Genomic DNA, 15,781 nt, shown 5'->3' with positions numbered 1-15,781 from the left:
GCATAGGATCGAGCTGTCCCGGCAACGAGGCCGGCATCCCGGCCCCCAGACCGTGGGGCCCGAGGAAGGAAGACCATGCCGACGCCGTCCGTGCGCCGTCCCAGGCCCGCTGCCGTGCGCGACCGCCGCGCCACCACCTCCCGCCCCGCACGCCGGGAGCCCATGAGCAGGACGCAGGTGATCGGCCTCGTCCTCGGGGTGCTCGCCTTCCTCCTGCCGCTCCTGCTCGACGTTCCCGGCCTCGAGGAGATGGGCGAGCGGATGCTCGCGATCTTCCTGCTGGCGATCGTCCTGTGGGTCACCGAGGCCATCCCCCTCGTCGCCACCGCGGTCCTCGTCATCGGGCTCGAGGTCCTGCTCGTGTCCAACCAGGCGCTCGTGCCGGTGCCTGAGGACGCCACCTCCTACTCCAAGTTCCTCGGGGCGCTCGCCAACCCCGTCATCATCCTGTTCCTCGGTGGCTTCCTCGTCGCCGACGGCGCCGCCAAGTACCACCTGGACAAGAACCTCGCAGCCGTCCTCATCAAGCCCTTCACCGGCTCGGCGCGCACCACCGTCCTCGGGCTCATGGTCATCACCGCCCTGCTGAGCATGTTCATGTCCAACACGGCGACCACCGCCACGATGTTCGCCGTCATCATCCCCATCCTCGGTGCGCTGCCCTCCGGCAAGCCCCGCACGGGCCTGGCGCTGTCGATCCCCGTGGCCGCCAACGTCGGGGGCATCGGCACGCCCGTGGGCACGCCCCCCAACGCCATCGCCCTGGGGGCCCTGGCCGAGCGCGGCTACCACGTCTCCTTCGCCTCCTGGATGCTCATGGCCGTACCGCTCATGGTCGTCATCCTCATCGGCGCCTGGCTGCTGCTCATCACCTTGTTCATCCCCAAGGGCCTGGGCGTCGAGCTTGACATGAAGACCTCCTGGGCCACCGACCGCAAGGCCATCACCTTCTACGTCATCGCCGCCTGCGTCATCGTGCTGTGGATGACCGAGTCCCTGCACGGCGTCAACGCCAACGTCGTCGGCTTCCTCGCCGTCGTCGCCCTGCTCGTCACCAAGGTCATGGGCGGCGAGGACCTCGGAAGGCTCTCCTGGCCCGTCCTGTGGCTCGTCGCCGGCGGCATCGCGCTCGGCGACGGCGTGGGCGCGACCGGCCTGGACACCTGGATCCTCAGCCTCTTCGACTGGAGCGCCATGCCGGCGCTCGTCGTCGTCATCGTCATGGGTGCCCTGGGGCTGGGCATGTCCAACGTCATCAGCCACTCCGCCGCCTCCAACCTCCTCATCCCGCTGGCGATGGGCCTGGCCACCGGGATCGACGGCCTCGAGCCCGTCACCATCGCCGTCGTCCTCGCCCTGGCCTGCTCGCTGGGCATGAGCCTGCCCATCTCGACGCCCCCCAACGCCATCGCCTACGCCACCGGCGAGGTCACCACGGCGGACATGGCCAAGGTCGGCGTGGTCGTGGGCGTCGTCGGCACCGCCCTGCTCGTCCTGCTCATGCCCCCGCTGTGGGGCGCCCTGGGGCTGCTGTGAGCGGGCTCGGCGCGTCGGCCGGGCACGCCCGCGCGCCGATCACCGTCGCCGTGCTCTCACCGGGCATGGTCGGCGGGCAGGTGGCCCACGAGGCCAGGCGCGCGGTCGGGGAGGTCGCCAACGTCGAGCGCCTGCACTCCCTCAGTGAGCTCATCGCCCTGGTCTCCGGGCCCGAGGCCGCACGGGTCGGCGACGTCGCCGTCATCTTCGCCACCGACGAGGTCGGCCCGCTCGACGACGTCGCCACCGTCCTGGCCGGCCACCCCGCCCTCGCCACCGCCCGCCTGGCCCTGCTCACCGAGCGCACCGCCCTGACCGGCATCGGCCACGCCTTCGACACGGACCTCGTGCGCGAGGTCATCGCCGTGCCGTGGCGGCCCGGCGCCATCGAGTTCCGGGCCGCCGCCCAGCTGCGCCGGTGGATGCGCGACAACCGCCCCAGCGACGAGCGCTCCCGCAGGCTCAACGGCGCAGGCAGCTCCAGCGTCACCCACGCCCCCCTCATCGAGGCCCTGTCGCACTCCACCGACCGGCTCACCGAGAAGTTCATCGACGCCTGCGAGAAGGTCCTCGGCCCGCGCCCCCGCCTCCAGCTGCCCGCCGGGGTGCGGCTGACCCACCAGGGACAGCCCGTCGACGCCGTCGGCGTCGTCCTGTCCGGGTCGGTTGCCCTCACCCGTGAGACCCCGGTCGGTGAGGTCGTCCTCCACCACGCCACCACCGGGCGCATCGTCGGGCTCGTGTCCCTGGCCGAGCGCGGGCAGGCCTTCGTCACCGCCACCACGACCACCGACGTCGAGCTCATCCTCCTGTCCATCGAGCAGCTCGACCGCGCCCTGAAGGAGAACCCGGTCACCGAGCAGATCCTCGCCGCCCTGCTCATCTCCTCCCTCACCAAGCGCCTGTCGCGCTCCGAGATCCTCCAGGTGGAGAAGATCGAGCTGGCAGCCGCCGTCGAGGCCCAGCGTGCCGCCACCCAGGAGGCCCTGGACGCCCTTGAGCAGGCCCGCCTCGAGCTGCTGGCTCAGGAGCGCTTCGCCACCTTGGGCGAGCTCGCCGCCGGTGTGGCCCACGAGCTCAACAACCCGGTCTCCGCCCTCGAGCGTGCCAACGACCACCTGCGTGCGGACCTGCTCACCATCATGTCCACACACCCGCAGGGGCCTCTCATCCGTGAGTCCGTCACGGCGGCACTGAGCCGTCCGGCGGTGTCCACCCGGGACGAGCGCGTCGCCCGCCGGGCCCTGGAGCGCGTCGTCGGGGACCGTGAGCTCGCCCGGCGCCTCGTCACCCTCGGCATGAGCCAGGACACCCCCCGCGAGGAGGTGCAGGCCCTCGTCGCTGACCCGGAGCGCCTGGAGGTGGCGCTGGCGGCCGCCTCCATCGGCCGGGAGGAGCGCAACGTGCGCACCGCCACCGGGCGGGTGCGCAGCCTCGTGTCCTCCCTATCCACCTACGTGCGCCCCGAGGGGGAGATGGACCAGGACGTGGACGTGCGCGAGGTGCTGGAGGACTCCCTGCGGCTCACGGCCCACCGGCTGCGCGGTGTCGAGGTCGAGCGCGACTACGACGACGTGCCCACCGTCCCCGGGCGGGCGGGCGAGCTCGCCCAGGTGTGGACCAACATCCTGTCCAACGCCGCCGACGCCCTGTCCGGCGCCGTCAAGGACGCCGAGGCTCAGGGCACCGCCTTCCACCCGGCGCTCACCGTGCGGGTGGTGGCCGAGGCGGCGGGGGTGCGCGTCGATGTCGTGGACAACGGCCCCGGCATCGACCCCGAGACCCTGCCGCGCATCTTCGAGCCGCGCTTCACCACCAACCACGGCAAGGTCCGCTTCGGCCTCGGCCTGGGCATGGGCCTGGCCAAGGCGGTCGTTGACGCCCATGACGGCACGATCGACGTCGATTCCCGCCCCGGGCGCACCTGCGTCCGGGTCGTCCTTCCCACCAGCACCGGCGCCTCGCGCCCCGACCCCAAGGAGCAGCCATGAAGCTCACCATCCTCGTCGTCGACGACGAGCCCGAGGTCCGCGACGCCGTCGTCGGCGACCTGCTGCCCTTCGCGGACGTCGTCCGTGTCGAGCCGGCCGAGGACGTCGAGGACGCCTGGGCGGTTGTGGAGGAGGTGGAGGAGGACGGCGACGTCGTCGCCCTCGTCCTGGCCGACCACCGCATGCCCGGCACCACCGGTGTGGACATGCTCATCGACATGGAGGACGACGAGCGCACCGCCGACGCGCGCAAGGTCCTCGTCACCGGGCAGGCGGACCAGGCCGACACGATCCGCGCCGTCAACGAGGCGGGCCTCGACCACTACGTCGCCAAGCCCTGGCGGCCCGAGGACCTGCAGGTGGTGGTGCGCGAGCAGCTGACGGACTTCGTCGTGGCCACGGGGCTCGACCCGCTGCCGCACCTGCGCGCGATCGACGGCGCCCGTGCCATGGAGATGCTGCGCTGAGCACGGCCCCACCCTGGGGGAGCAGGGTGCAGGGGCCGCCGCCATGACAGGATCGGCCCCATGAACCACAACCAGGACACCGTCGCGGGCCACAGGACCCAGGGAGAGGTCACCGCCCTCACCCTCGCCGCCCTCGCCGTGGGATGTGCCGGCATCTACTTCACCCGCAGCCTCGTGGGGCCCGCCTTCTTCGCGCTGACCCTCGTGCTCACCGTTCGCCCCCTCGTGTCCTGGGCCTCGCGCCACCGGGTGCCACGACCGGTGTCCGCGCTGGCGGCGGTGCTCATCATCTACACCTTCGTCATCGGGCTGTTCGTGGCCCTGGGCGTCGCCGTCGCCCAGCTTGTCGAGACGCTGCCGCAGTACTCGGCGAAGTTCCAGGAGATCTGGACGCAGCTGCAGGGGCTGCTGGTGTCGCTGGGCATCGAGCAGGACACGCTGTTGGACCAGCTCGCCTCTATGCTCTCCGCCAGCCGTGTCGTGGGCCTCGCCCAGGGGCTCATGGGGCAGCTGACCTCCTTCGGGTCGATCCTCATGGTCATGGGCATGACGGTCATCTTCCTCATGTTTGACATGTCCCGGATCGAGGTGCGGGCGACCGCCCTGGCGGAGCTCAAGCCGGGGATCGCCTCCGGCCTGGCCGGCTTCGCCCGGTCGGTGCGCTCCTACTGGCTGGTCTCCACGGTCTTCGGCCTCATCGTGGCCGTCCTCGACGTCGTCGCCCTGGCCATGCTCGGGGTGCCCATGGCGGTCACCTGGGGCGTGCTCGCCTTCATCACGAACTACATCCCCAACATCGGCTTCGTCATCGGTGTCATCCCGCCGGCCCTGCTCGCGCTGGTGGACTCCGGTCCCTGGACCGCCCTGTGGGTCATCGTGGCCTACGTCGTGCTCAACTTCGTCATCCAGTCCCTCATCCAGCCCAAGTTCACCGGTGACGCGGTGGGGCTCAACACGACGACGACCTTCCTGTCCCTCATGTTCTGGTCCAGCGTCATCGGCGCGCTGGGCACCATCCTGGCGGTGCCGCTCACGCTCTTCGCCAAGGCCGTCCTCATCGACTCTGACCCGCGCTCGGCCTGGGTGGGGATCTTCCTGTCCGCCGGTGACGCTCCGGTGGGGCAGCCCGAGGCGGTCGGGCCGCAGACGGTCGCCGCGCTCGACCTCGACGGGGACGGCGCGGATGAGGTCGTCGGCGCGGTGCCCGAGGACCTGCTCCAGGCGCTGGACGCCTCCCCCGAGGACGGGGTAGACGCCGTCCGATAGCCCTCAGCCGGCCAGCGCCGCCTGGTCCAGCACCGTCTGGCGCACGAACTCCAGCGGGGTGTAACCACCGATGACGGCGTCGTTGACGATGAGGAAGGGAGTGCCCGTGATCCCCAGCTGGTGGGCGTGCTGCGTGGCCTGAGCCACCCGGTCCACCGTCTGCTGAGCGGTCATGTCCGCGCGGAAGCGCTCCAGGTCCGCCACCCCGGCCTGGGCGGCGAAGGCCATGAGTGACTCCTCGGTGTACTCCGGGTGGCTCCTCGGGTCCGCGGCCGCGTACATGGCGTCATGGAGCTCCCAGAAGCGTCCCTGGTTCGCCGCCGCGATCCCCGCCTGCGCGGCCAGCGGTGAGGAGGCCGCGATCTGGGCCAGGTCCCGCCACTCCACGCGCAGCGTGCCGTCCGCGACCAGGTCGGACAGGCCCGGCTCGACCTGCTGCGCGAACATCGTGCAGTAGGGGCAGGAGAAGTCTGAGTACAGGACGAGGACCACGGGCGCGTCCACGTCACCCTTCGCCTGACCGTCGGCGGGGTCGCGGCGCACCTCGGCGCGCATGAGCGCCAGGACCTGCTCGTCCGTCACCGAGGGCGCGGAGGTCGGCTGGGCGGTGGGTACCGGTGAGGACGCCTGCGGGCTCGCCGTGGCCGGGGCCGTCGGCGAGGACGTGGCGGGGCTCGCGGCGCCCACGCCCCGGTCGCGCACGACGAGCAGGGACGCGATCAGGGCCAGCAGCACGGCGATGATGATGAGGACCGTGAGGATCGCCGGGGGCAGGCCCGGCCGTGGCGCGGGGGAGGTGGGGTCAAGCCTGGGGGAGGGGTCCATACTCATAAGGCCAGTCTCGCAGACCCGGGCGTTCAGGCCAGCGCCGCCACCACGGCCGTCCCCAGGGCGGCGCCCAGCCAGGCGCAGGTCACCGTGCCCAGCGTCATCGCCGCCGCATGGGCGGCCTCAGCGCCCCAGCGCCCCTCAAGGACCAGTCGTGCGCCCTCGACACTCGCCGTCGAGAAGGTCGAGTACCCGCCCAGCAGCCCGGCGCCCACCACGGTCACAGTGGTGGACGGCAGCACTGAGGACACGGCCGTGAGCAGCCCCAGCAGCAGGCACGCAGTCATGTTGACCACAACCGTCCCCCGTGGGGCACCCCCGCCCCGCGGCACGAGGGCGTCCACCCGGTAGCGCGCGCAGGCCCCTGCCCCGCCCGCCACAGCCAGCCACAACCAGGTCATGTGCGCCCCCGCCGCCCCAGGGCCCCGCCCAGGCCCAGCCCCACGGCGGCCACCACCACGCCCAGTGACACCGAGCCCAGCAGGTGTGCCAGTCCCATGAGGAGCCGACCGCCCGCCAGCAGCGTCTGGGACTGCAGGACGAAGGTCGAGTGCGTCGTCAGGCCCCCGAGGAGTCCAGTGCCCACCGCCAGGCGCAGCTCGCGCCCTGCCCGCAGCGTGCGCGCCTCGAGGAATCCGTACAGGACTCCCAGCGCCAGGGCGCCCGACAGGTTGAGGGCCAGGACCCCCGCGAGGGGCGCCGTCGGCACAAGGGACAGCAGCCACACCCGCGCCAGGACGCCCAGGGCCCCGCCGGCCATCACCAGCAGGTACGTCACTGCCCCACCCGCTGGGCCACCTGGTAGCCCCCGACGTCGAGGACCAGCTGGTAGACGGCCCCCGACGACGACGTGCTCATCGCCCACTCGGCCGCGTCGGCAGGAGGGTTGCCGCCCCAGGCCGGGGAGTAGGAGTCGATGACGACGTAGTCCGTGTCCACCGAGGAGGTCCCCACCCAGTACACGCTCGCGCGCGGCACGAGGTAGGCGAGCAGCCCGAGGTCCGTCTCCACCGTCGAGCCCTGCGCGACCGTCTCGACCACCTGCCGGGCCGCTTGCGCGCGCGGTGGCTCCTGGCCCCAGCCCTCCTCGAGCATGCCGGCCAGCGCCAGGCGCGGCGCCGTCGCCACCCCCAGGGCGATGGGCAGCCCCACGGCCACCGCAGCCAGCCAGCGCACGCCCGCGGCCGCCTGTGCCCACGGGCGGTCCCCCTTGAGGCGCCGCAGGACGTCGAGCAGCGCCCCCACGGCGACCGGCATGAGCACGGCGTTGTAGTGCCAGTGCTCCCACTGCCAGTAGGCCTCCTTGCCGGACAGGAAGCGCCAGGCGAGCGTCGGCAGGACCAGCGCCATCCAGGGTGAGGCCAGCCCCACGAGCCCCGCCGTCGTCGCCAGCACGCCCAGGGTCGCCACCTTGACCGAGGGCGTCAGCAGCCGCTCGAGCAGGCCGCCCGAGACGGTGGAGGCCCCCGACCCGTCCCCGCTGTTGCCGCCCAGCCCGTACTCCCACGCGCCGGTCGGGGACAGGGCCGGCAGGATCACGGCGACCGTGAGCAGGAAGGACAGGAGGCCGAGGAGCGCGAGCCCCAGACCCAGGCCGGCGCCCGTGAGCCGGTGACGCCCCAGCCGCACCTCGTCGCTCTGGCCCCGCCAGGCGATCGCCAGGCCGGCCATGAGGACGGTCAGGCCCAGGTCCTCCTTGACGAGCACCAGCGGCGCCACCCACGCGGCGCACGAGCGCCACCGGCCCTCGACGAAGGCGGCTGAGGCCCAGGCGAGCATGGGCACCGCGAAGGCGATCTCGTGGAACTGGGCTGCCACGGCCCCCTGCAGGCCCCAGGACAGGACGTAGACGAGGCCGAGCGCCCCACCCGCCCAGGGGCCGACCGTGCGCGCCGCCGCACGGGTGATGGGCCAGGCGGACACAGCCAGGAGCAGGTCCTGCACGAGCAGCAGCGCCAGGGGGGAGGGCCACAGCGCCCACACGGGGGCCAGCAGCACGAGGACGGGGTGGAAGTGGTCGCCCAGCAGGTTGTAGCCCTCACCCTTGATGGGCACGACCGGGGCCTCAAGGTGCGCGTAGGCCTTGGCCAGCTCGGAGAAGATCGCCAGGTCCCAGCTCGGCACCTGCATCGAGGTCCACTGGCCCACCGAGTAGGTGCACATCAACAGGGCGCCCACAGCGACCGCCACCACCGCCGGCAGGACACCGGCGGCAGGGCGCAGGCAGGCGCGCGACAGGGGTCTCATCAGCGCCGAGCCTACTGACTGCGGGCCGGGCGCCGCCGGAGCCCTCCCCGGTGGCCCGGGAGACGGACGCGGCGACGTAGGCTGCACCCAGTGCCGTCCCGAGGAGAACGCATGCCGAAGACCGTCGAGGACCTGGTCGCCGAGGGCCAGCTCCAGCGCAGGCTCACCAACCGTCACGTCCAGCTCATCGCCATCGGCGGGGCCATCGGCACAGGCCTGTTCATGGGCTCGGGAAAGACCATCTCCCTGGCCGGCCCCTCCGTGCTCCTCGTCTACGCCCTCATCGGGGCGGTCCTCTTCCTCGTCATGAGGGCGCTCGGCGAGGTCATGCTCTCGGACCTGAGCTACAAGTCCTTCGCCGACGTCGCCGCCGACCTCATCGGGCCCTGGGCGGGTTTCCTCACCGGCTGGACCTACTACTTCTCCTGGCTCGTGACCGCGGTGGCCGAGGTCGTCGTCATCACCGGGTACGTGCAGTTCTGGTGGCCCGGTGTGCCGCTGTGGCTGCCGCCGGTCGCCACGGTCGCGCTGCTGCTGTCCATCAACCTCACGACGGTCAGGGCCTTCGGGGAGATCGAGTTCTGGTTCTCCATCGTCAAGATCATCGCCATCCTCGCGCTCGTCGTCATCGGGGTCGTCATGGTGGTCGCGGGCTTCACCGCCCCGAACGGCGCCGTCGCCTCCGTGAGCAACCTCTGGTCCGACGGCGGTCTGTTCCCACGCGGCTTCGGCGGCTTCGCCCGGGCCTTCCAGATCGCCGTCTTCGCCTTCATCGGCACCGAGCTCATTGGCACGACGGCGGCTGAGGCGAAGGACCCGCACGTCACCCTGCCCAAGGCGATCAACGCCATCCCCGTGCGCATCGTCCTGTTCTACCTGGGGGCGCTGGCGGCCATCATGATGGTCACGCCCTGGCGCGAGGTCTCCCCGGACAACAGCCCCTTCGTGTCCATGTTCGCCCTCGCCGGGCTCGGGGTGGCCGCCGGCGTGGTGAACTTCGTCGTCCTCACCGCGGCGGCCTCGAGCGCGAACTCGGGCCTGTACTCCACCTCGCGGATGCTCTACGGGTTGTCCTGGGCGCGTCAGGCGCCCCGCGTGTTCAAGCACCTGACGGGGCGCAGCGTGCCCGGCTGGTCCCTGCTGGTGACCTGTGGGGGGCTGCTGACCTCGATCCCGCTCATGTACCTCTCGGGCTCGATCATGTCCGCCTTCACGACGGTGACGACGGTGGCCTCCGTGCTGTTCATCGTCGTGTGGGGCGTCATCGTCGTGTCCTACCTGCGCTACCGCACGCGCTACCCCGAGCGCCACGAGGCGAGCGCCTTCACGGTGCCCGGCGGGCGGCTGGCGGCCTGGGTGAGCCTGGCCTTCTTCGTGTTCGTCGCGTGGACGCTCACCCTGGCTCAGGACACGCGCCAGGCGCTGCTCGCCTCCCCGCTGTGGTTCGTCGTCATGGGCGCTGCCTGGGCGGTCCACCGGCGGCACGCGCAGCGCTGAGCGTGCCGCCGGTGGGCGCGTGGCCGGGGCGGCGCCCGGGGGTCAGTGGCGCAGCAGCTCGTCGCGCGCCTGGGTGAAGGCCTCGACGCAGCGGCGCACGTCCGCCTGCGTGTGCGCCGCGCTCAGCTGCACGCGGATCCTCGCCCGCCCCTTGGGCACCACCGGGTAGGAGAAGGCGATGACGTACACGCCCAGCTCCAGCATCCGGTCCGCGATACGGCCCGCCAGCACCGCGCCCTCAGGCCCGGGGAACATCACCGGCACGATCGCGTGCGAGCCGGGCAGCAGCGTGAAGCCCGCCTGCTCCATGAGGGAGCGGAAGAGCCCGGCGTTGCGCGCCAGCACCGCCCGCGACTCGTCGGCGTGCCGGGCGATGCGCACCGCCCGCAGCGACCCGCCGACGACGGCGGGGGCCACCGTGTTGGAGAACAGGTAGGGCCTGGCCCGCTGGCGCAGCAGGTCGACGACCTCCTGGAGGCCCGCGATGTATCCGCCGCTCGCCCCGCCCAGCGCCTTTCCGAGCGTGCCGGACAGCACGTCCACCCTCACCCCGAAGAGCTCGGGCGTGCCCGCCCCCGTCGCCCCGACGAAGCCGGTCGCGTGGGAGTCGTCCACCATGACGAGGGCGCCGTGCTCCTCGGCCAGGGCCACGATCTCGGGCAGGGGCGCGTAGGAGCCGTCCATGGAGAACACGCCGTCCGTGACGATCATGACGCGGGGGGCGCCCGCCTCCTTCGCCGCCTCGAGCTGGGCTCGCAGGTCCTCCATGTCCCCGTTGCGGTACCGGTAGCGGGTCGCCTTGCACAGCCGCACGCCGTCGATGATCGAGGCGTGGTTGAGCTCATCGGAGATGATCGCGTCGCCGGCGCGCAGCAGGACGTCGAAGATCGCCCCGTTGGCGTCGAAGCAGCTGGAGAAGAGGATCGCGTCCTCGGTCCCCAGCCAGTCGGCCAGCTCACGCTCGAGCTCGCGGTGCGGGGACTGGGTGCCGCAGATGAAACGCACCGAGCTCATGCCGAAGCCCCACTGGTCCAGGGCCTCGTGGGCGGCCTCGCGCACGCGCGAGTCGTCGGCCAGGCCCAGGTAGTTGTTGGCGCAGAAGTTGAGTGCGGGTCCCCCGGTGGTCTCGATCTCGGATCCCTGCGCGCTCGTGATCTCCCGCTCGTGCTTGTACAGCCCGGCGGACTCGATGGCGGCCAGCTCCTCGCTGATCTCCTTGTTGAAGGTGAGCATCCTTCACTCCTCCCAGTTGATGATGACCTTGCCGCACTCGCCGGAGCGGGCGGCCTCAAAGGCGTCCTGCCACTGCTCGGGGGCGAAGCGGTGCGTGACGAGCCCACGGACCTCGTTGCGCAGGCGCTCGGACGAGCCCAGCATGAAGGCCCCCTTGTACCAGGTGTCGTACATCTCGCGTCCGTAGACGCCCTTGAGGGTGAGCATGTGGGTGATGACCTTGTTCCAGTCGATCTCGTAGCCCGCCTTGGGCAGCCCCAGCATGGCGATCCTCGCGCCGTGGTTGCACACGTCGATCATCTGGCGGGTGGCGGCGGGGGCCCCGCTCATCTCGAGGCCGACGTCGAAGCCCTCCGTCATCCCCAGGTCACGCATGACCTCGTGCAGGTCCTCGCGGCCGGTGTTGACGGTGGTGACCCCGACCTTCTCCGCCAGGGACAGCCGGTAGTCGGACAGGTCCGTGATGACGACGTTCCTTGCCCCGCAGTGGCGTGCGATGGCGGCGCACATGACGCCGATGGGGCCCGCACCGGTGATGAGGACGTCCTCGGAGGCGAGAGGGAACTGCATCGCCGTGTGGACGGCGTTGCCGAAGGGGTCGAACAGTGCTCCGAGGTCCGGGTCGATCTGCTCCGACTGCGGCCACACGTTGCGGGCCGGCACGACCACGTAGTCGGCGAAGGCGCCGTCGCGGTTGACGCCGATGGAGCTCGTGCGGATGCACATGTGGCGCCGGCCCGCACGGCAGTTGCGACAGCGTCCGCAGGTCACGTGCCCCTCGACGCTCACCCGCTGGCCGATGGACAGGTAGTCGGTGTCGTCCTCAGCGGTGGACTCGTCGGTGGCGGTGCCCGTGCCGATCTCCACGATCTCGCCGTAGAACTCGTGCCCGAGCGTCATCGGCGGGTGGAGCTGGGCGGCGGCGAACTCGTCCCAGCCTGCCAGGTGCAGGTCGGTGCCGCACAGGCCGGTGCGTAGGACGCGGATCTTCACCTCCCGGAATCCGGTGGTGGGTTCGGGGACGTCCTGCAGCTCGAGCCCGGGCCCCGGGGCCGGCTTGCGCAGTGCACGCAATGGGATCTCCTTGTGCATGGGCCGCGGCGGCGCGGCCGGGTTGCCCCGCCGGGTGGGCGGTCAGCGCGGCCCAGCCTAGACGCCGTGGGCCAAGGGGACCTACCGGTTCCGGTACCGCGCCGGGGCCAGGGGCAGCAGGCTCGTCACAGGTCGCCCTTGCGCTGCAGGCGCTGGAGGCTGAGCCAGCCCACGGGGATGGGGACCCAGAAGGTGACGAGGCGGTAGACGATGGCGGCGGACAGGGCCACGCCCGAGGGGATGCCCGCCGCGACGAGGCCCGCGGTCAGCGCGATCTCCACCGGACCGATGCCTCCGGGCGAGGGCACCACGCTGCCCACCGTGTTGGAGGCCAGGTAGGTGATGGCTAGGACCGAGAAGGGCAGGGTGTAGCCGAAGGCCCACAGGCTCGCCCCGAAGGAGAAGATGTAGGACAGGCTCAGCAGCAGCGTGCCGCCCACACCCAGCGCCAGGCGGCCCGGGTTGGACAGGACCCACATCACGCGCGGCCACACCTGCCGGTAGGTCGGCTCGACCTTCTCCCACAGGAAGGTGCGCGCCCGCGGGATGAGCAGGGCCGCGGCCACGGCGGCCACCAGCACGACCGCGGCCAGCATGATCCACCCCGACGGCAGGGTCAGGCCCGTCGAGCGGCCTGTGAGCGCCGCCAGCAGGACGAGCAGCACCACCGTGACGGCGAACTGGACCACCTGGACCAGGGCAACGGTGGCGACGCCGATCGCCGTCGGGACGCCCTTGCGGGCCAGGAAGCGCAGGTTGATGGCGGCGCCACCGACTCCCGCCGGGGCGACCAGGGAGACCACCGAGGAGGCCAGGTGCACCTCGGTGGAACGCATGACCCCCAGCCGCACCGGGGAGAAGGCGACGAGGGCGAGGCCTGCGCCCACGTACGTCGCCAGGGAGAAGACGAGGGCCGCCAGGATCCACCATACGTTCGCCTGGCTCACCGCCGTGCTGATCTGCTCGAGGTTCATCCGGGCCAGCAGCGTCCACAGCGCCACCAGGGCGATGACCGCCATGACGACGGTGCGCGTGGAGAAGCGGGTGAGCCGGGCGGGCTCGGCGTGCGCCGTCGGAGTGAGGGCGACGAGGGCGTCACGCAGCTCCTGCAGCACCCTGCCACGCCGGCCCATCGCCTCACGGGTGGAGTCCGGCAGCACGACCTTCTGCAGCATCGGGGCGATGGAGGCGAGCTGCTGGGTGCTCAGCACCCGGGAGGCCGAGGTGATGGCCCGATCGACGCCGACGGCGGAGGCGATAAGGGCCAGCGCCTGGGCGAGGTCCACGCGCCGGGACAGCTCGTTGGAGGCGATCTCCCCAGAGTCCCAGTCGAGCAGCCACACCTGCTCGTGGGCATCGACGACCACGTGCGCGCCGTCGAGCTCGCGGTGCGCCAGGCCAGAGGCGTGGGCGGCCGCCACCTGCTCCCACAGCTGGGTGAGGACGGGTTCGGGCACGCCGGAGCCCAGGGTGTCGAAGGACCGGGCGCCGGCGACGTGCTCGGTGACGAGGATGACGGACTCCTGCGCCTCTGCCAGGCCGAGGAGGGCGGGCGTGCGCACACCGACGCGCCTGGCCTCCAGGGTCATGAGGACGGCGTGCTCGGCGGCGGGCCGTACCGACAGGTCGCGGGTGGGGGACAGGCCTCGCACGCGCAGGCGGTCCCACAGCCCCGTGAGGAAGCCGGCGACCTGGCGGTCGGCGTCCAGGACGGTGACGTCGCGGCGCACGCCGTCGGCGTCCCACACGGCGTAGACCCGGTGGACGGAGGGACGGCCCTCGGTGAGCGCGGCGGAGTGCGCCTCGGCGAGCGCCGCCGCGGTCTCGACACCGTCTGCCGGGGTGAGCGTGTTGGCGGGCTCGTCGGCGGGCGGGTTGGGGGGCTGGGGCTCATGGGACGGCTCGGTGGTGGGGCCGACGGCGAGGCCGGCGTCGGTCGTGCCCGGCAGGGGGTCGAGGTCCACGGGTGCGGCCAGGGGGGTCTCGCGCACGCGCTCGGTGTAACCCAGGGGCGCGTCCGTCGTCACCGTCCAGGCGCGCGGGTCCGAGGTGGGGTCCATGCGCACCACGCGCACGGCATCGACCCCGGCACGGCGCAGGGCACGGACAAGGGCGACGCCGTGCGCCCGGCGGTCATCGACCCCGAGGGCCCAGCGCACCAGCAGCCCGACGCAGCGGCCGATGAGCACCGACAGCAGGGCGCCCGGCAGCGTGAGGGCCGAGCGCAGCACCGTCAGCCCGACGATGACCCACACGAGGCCCCAGGCGATGCGCACCGTCGTCGCCGTGCGGCGGTCCCCCGCGCCGGTGAGCAGGCCCGAAAGGGCGGCGAAGGTCGCCGAGACTCCGATCTGCGCCGTGCCTGAGGCCGTGACCGTCAGGCCCGCAGCCAGGGCCTCGGGAGCCCACATCACCAGCGCCTGGTAGGTGAGCAGACCGATGAGCCAGCCGCCGAGTGCCCCGAGGGCCCCCTGCAAGGCGCTGCGCCACGCGCTCTGGAACAGGCGGGTAAGCAGGACCGTCACCGGGATGAGGAAGGTGGCCAGGCCCTCGACCGCCTGGAACGGCAGGACGAGAATCTGCCGCAGGACCACGGTGAGGACGTTCTGCACGTCCTGGGTCACGCCGGTGGTCGTCTCGTGCGCGTAGATCGCCAGCACGATCATCGACAGGGCCCCGACGGCGGTGAGCGCGAGGTCGAGCAGGTCCTCGGCACGGCGCAGGCGCTGCGGCTGGGAGTCGATGAGAAGCGCGTGCGAGCGAACGGCCGGGGTGGGGCGGGGGACCGGTGGGGCGACCGGCGTCAGGCCGATGCGCGGGATGCCCACGGGGGAGGTGCGCGGGGCCGGGCCGAGGTCCGCAGGCGCCGGGTGAGAGGTGCCCTCGCCCTGGGTGGGGCCGTGGCCGGGGCGGGCGGTGGATGCGCCAGAGGCGTGGTCCATCGAGGCGTCCGGGGCCGCGGCGTCAGTCATGTCCAGGAGTCTACGGGCGTGGTGGTGTGTGGTTGTTGGTGGGTGGGGGTGGTCAGTGTCCCTGGGCGTGCTCGGCGTCGTCGGTCAGGACCGAGGCCAGGCGGACCAGGTCGAAGGGGGTGGAGGTCTCGGTGGTGGTGATGGTGCCGTCCACGGGCTGTGGCTGGCCCCCGGCGACGCTGTAGGTGGCCCGCCAGCTGGTGGTCAGGGCCACGACCACGCCCTGGGCGCACCGGCGGTAGCGGTGGACCACCGTGTGGTGGGGGTAGGCGGCCCCGGGGTCGGTCGTGGTCAGGCTGGTCCCGTCGCCCCAGTGCCAGGTGTAGGACACCGGGGTGGCGGTGACGTTCACGGGCACGCCGGCCACCGTGGTGGCCAGTGTCCTGGGTGAGGGGTCGGTGTGGACGATGAGGTCCCTGGTGACCACGACCCGCTCGCCCGGGGGCTGGCGCACCAGGCCCGAGCCGCCCACCAGCAGGGAGGACACGTCGCTGGCCGAGACCACCACCGGCACCGGCTCCTGCCCGCCAGCGGCGGGCAGGCACAGGCGGCTGACCGAGCGCGGCCCCATAGCACCCGCGACCTCCTGCCCCGTCAACCCGCACACCACCGACTCAGGCACAGGCTCAGCCGAACCACCAGCCACCACGGC

13 protein-coding genes are annotated in these 15,781 nt (G+C 72.2%); 5 read left to right on the top strand and 8 right to left on the bottom strand.

What is annotated here, in order from left to right:
• Positions 1-75: 75 nt before the first annotated feature.
• From ACSJJR_RS05265 to ACSJJR_RS05250, 4 genes are read left to right on the top strand one after another with little or no spacing between them, the layout of a single operon-like run.
• Positions 76-1,536 (top strand): SLC13 family permease, encoded by a 1,461-nt coding sequence (locus ACSJJR_RS05265; RefSeq protein WP_435942467.1) that lies wholly within the window; start codon positions 76-78, stop codon positions 1,534-1,536.
• Positions 1,533-3,527: an ATP-binding protein gene (locus ACSJJR_RS05260; protein ID WP_435942465.1), complete on the top strand. Its 1,995-nt coding sequence runs from the start codon at positions 1,533-1,535 to the stop codon at positions 3,525-3,527. Before ACSJJR_RS05265 ends, ACSJJR_RS05260 begins: the two co-directional genes overlap by 4 nt.
• Positions 3,524-3,994: a response regulator gene (locus tag ACSJJR_RS05255; protein WP_435942464.1), complete on the top strand. Its 471-nt coding sequence runs from the start codon at positions 3,524-3,526 to the stop codon at positions 3,992-3,994. Before ACSJJR_RS05260 ends, ACSJJR_RS05255 begins: the two co-directional genes overlap by 4 nt.
• A gap of 60 nt (positions 3,995-4,054) precedes the next feature.
• Positions 4,055-5,260, top strand: coding sequence for an AI-2E family transporter (locus ACSJJR_RS05250; RefSeq protein WP_435942463.1), 1,206 nt, complete (start codon positions 4,055-4,057; stop codon positions 5,258-5,260).
• Positions 5,261-5,263: 3 nt separating this feature from the next.
• Here ACSJJR_RS05250 and ACSJJR_RS05245 read toward each other — a convergent pair whose 3' ends face one another.
• Genes ACSJJR_RS05245 through ACSJJR_RS05230 form a run of 4 tightly spaced genes read right to left on the bottom strand, consistent with a single transcriptional unit; the run spans position 5,264 to position 8,335 of the window.
• Positions 5,264-6,091, bottom strand: a complete 828-nt coding sequence (locus ACSJJR_RS05245; RefSeq protein WP_435942461.1) for a DsbA family protein — start codon at positions 6,089-6,091, stop codon at positions 5,264-5,266.
• Between the two features lie 26 nt (positions 6,092-6,117).
• Complete coding sequence (locus ACSJJR_RS05240) at positions 6,118-6,489, bottom strand: fluoride efflux transporter FluC (RefSeq protein ID WP_435942460.1); 372 nt, start codon at positions 6,487-6,489, stop codon at positions 6,118-6,120.
• On the bottom strand, positions 6,486-6,866 hold the full coding sequence (locus ACSJJR_RS05235) for a CrcB family protein (protein ID WP_435942459.1): 381 nt from the start codon (positions 6,864-6,866) through the stop codon (positions 6,486-6,488). The genes ACSJJR_RS05240 and ACSJJR_RS05235 overlap by 4 nt, the downstream gene beginning before the upstream one ends.
• On the bottom strand, positions 6,863-8,335 hold the full coding sequence (locus ACSJJR_RS05230) for a DUF2079 domain-containing protein (protein ID WP_435942457.1): 1,473 nt from the start codon (positions 8,333-8,335) through the stop codon (positions 6,863-6,865). The genes ACSJJR_RS05235 and ACSJJR_RS05230 overlap by 4 nt, the downstream gene beginning before the upstream one ends.
• A gap of 111 nt (positions 8,336-8,446) precedes the next feature.
• On the opposite strand from ACSJJR_RS05230, the gene ACSJJR_RS05225 reads away from it, so the two are divergent.
• Entirely contained in the window at positions 8,447-9,832 is a 1,386-nt protein-coding gene (locus ACSJJR_RS05225) for an amino acid permease (protein ID WP_435942455.1), read from the top strand.
• Between the two features lie 42 nt (positions 9,833-9,874).
• Here the strand turns inward: ACSJJR_RS05225 and ACSJJR_RS05220 are convergent, their stop codons facing one another.
• The 4 genes from ACSJJR_RS05220 to ACSJJR_RS05205 all read right to left on the bottom strand — a co-directional run.
• Positions 9,875-11,065, bottom strand: a complete 1,191-nt coding sequence (locus ACSJJR_RS05220; protein WP_435942454.1) for a glycine C-acetyltransferase — start codon at positions 11,063-11,065, stop codon at positions 9,875-9,877.
• Between the two features lie 3 nt (positions 11,066-11,068).
• On the bottom strand, positions 11,069-12,139 hold the full coding sequence (gene tdh, locus ACSJJR_RS05215) for an L-threonine 3-dehydrogenase (RefSeq protein ID WP_435942453.1): 1,071 nt from the start codon (positions 12,137-12,139) through the stop codon (positions 11,069-11,071).
• A gap of 143 nt (positions 12,140-12,282) precedes the next feature.
• Positions 12,283-15,129 carry a lysylphosphatidylglycerol synthase domain-containing protein gene (locus ACSJJR_RS05210; protein WP_435942452.1) on the bottom strand — a complete coding sequence of 949 codons (2,847 nt, stop codon included), beginning with the start codon at positions 15,127-15,129 and terminating at the stop codon, positions 12,283-12,285.
• 52 nt (positions 15,130-15,181) lie between these two features.
• Positions 15,182-15,781, bottom strand: a 600-nt coding sequence (locus ACSJJR_RS05205) for a hypothetical protein (RefSeq protein ID WP_435942450.1), incomplete at its 5' end; no start/stop codon positions are given.

This window comes from Actinomyces sp. W5033, from assembly GCF_051303165.1.
Note: the sequence above shows the minus strand (reverse complement) of the source record. Positions and strands in the feature narration are given on the sequence as shown.

Excerpts from the sequence above, each read along its gene's own strand:
- ACSJJR_RS05265 (WP_435942467.1), top strand. The coding sequence starts at position 76 with ATGCCGACGCCGTCCGTGCGCCGTCCCAGGCCCGCTGCCGTGCGCGAC.
- ACSJJR_RS05255 (WP_435942464.1), top strand. The coding sequence starts at position 3,524 with ATGAAGCTCACCATCCTCGTCGTCGACGACGAGCCCGAGGTCCGCGAC.
- ACSJJR_RS05250 (WP_435942463.1), top strand. The coding sequence starts at position 4,055 with ATGAACCACAACCAGGACACCGTCGCGGGCCACAGGACCCAGGGAGAG.
- ACSJJR_RS05245 (WP_435942461.1), bottom strand. The coding sequence starts at position 6,091 with ATGAGTATGGACCCCTCCCCCAGGCTTGACCCCACCTCCCCCGCGCCA.
- ACSJJR_RS05240 (WP_435942460.1), bottom strand. The coding sequence starts at position 6,489 with ATGACCTGGTTGTGGCTGGCTGTGGCGGGCGGGGCAGGGGCCTGCGCG.
- ACSJJR_RS05230 (WP_435942457.1), bottom strand. The coding sequence starts at position 8,335 with ATGAGACCCCTGTCGCGCGCCTGCCTGCGCCCTGCCGCCGGTGTCCTG.
- ACSJJR_RS05225 (WP_435942455.1), top strand. The coding sequence starts at position 8,447 with ATGCCGAAGACCGTCGAGGACCTGGTCGCCGAGGGCCAGCTCCAGCGC.
- ACSJJR_RS05220 (WP_435942454.1), bottom strand. The coding sequence starts at position 11,065 with ATGCTCACCTTCAACAAGGAGATCAGCGAGGAGCTGGCCGCCATCGAG.
- ACSJJR_RS05210 (WP_435942452.1), bottom strand. The coding sequence starts at position 15,129 with ATGACTGACGCCGCGGCCCCGGACGCCTCGATGGACCACGCCTCTGGC.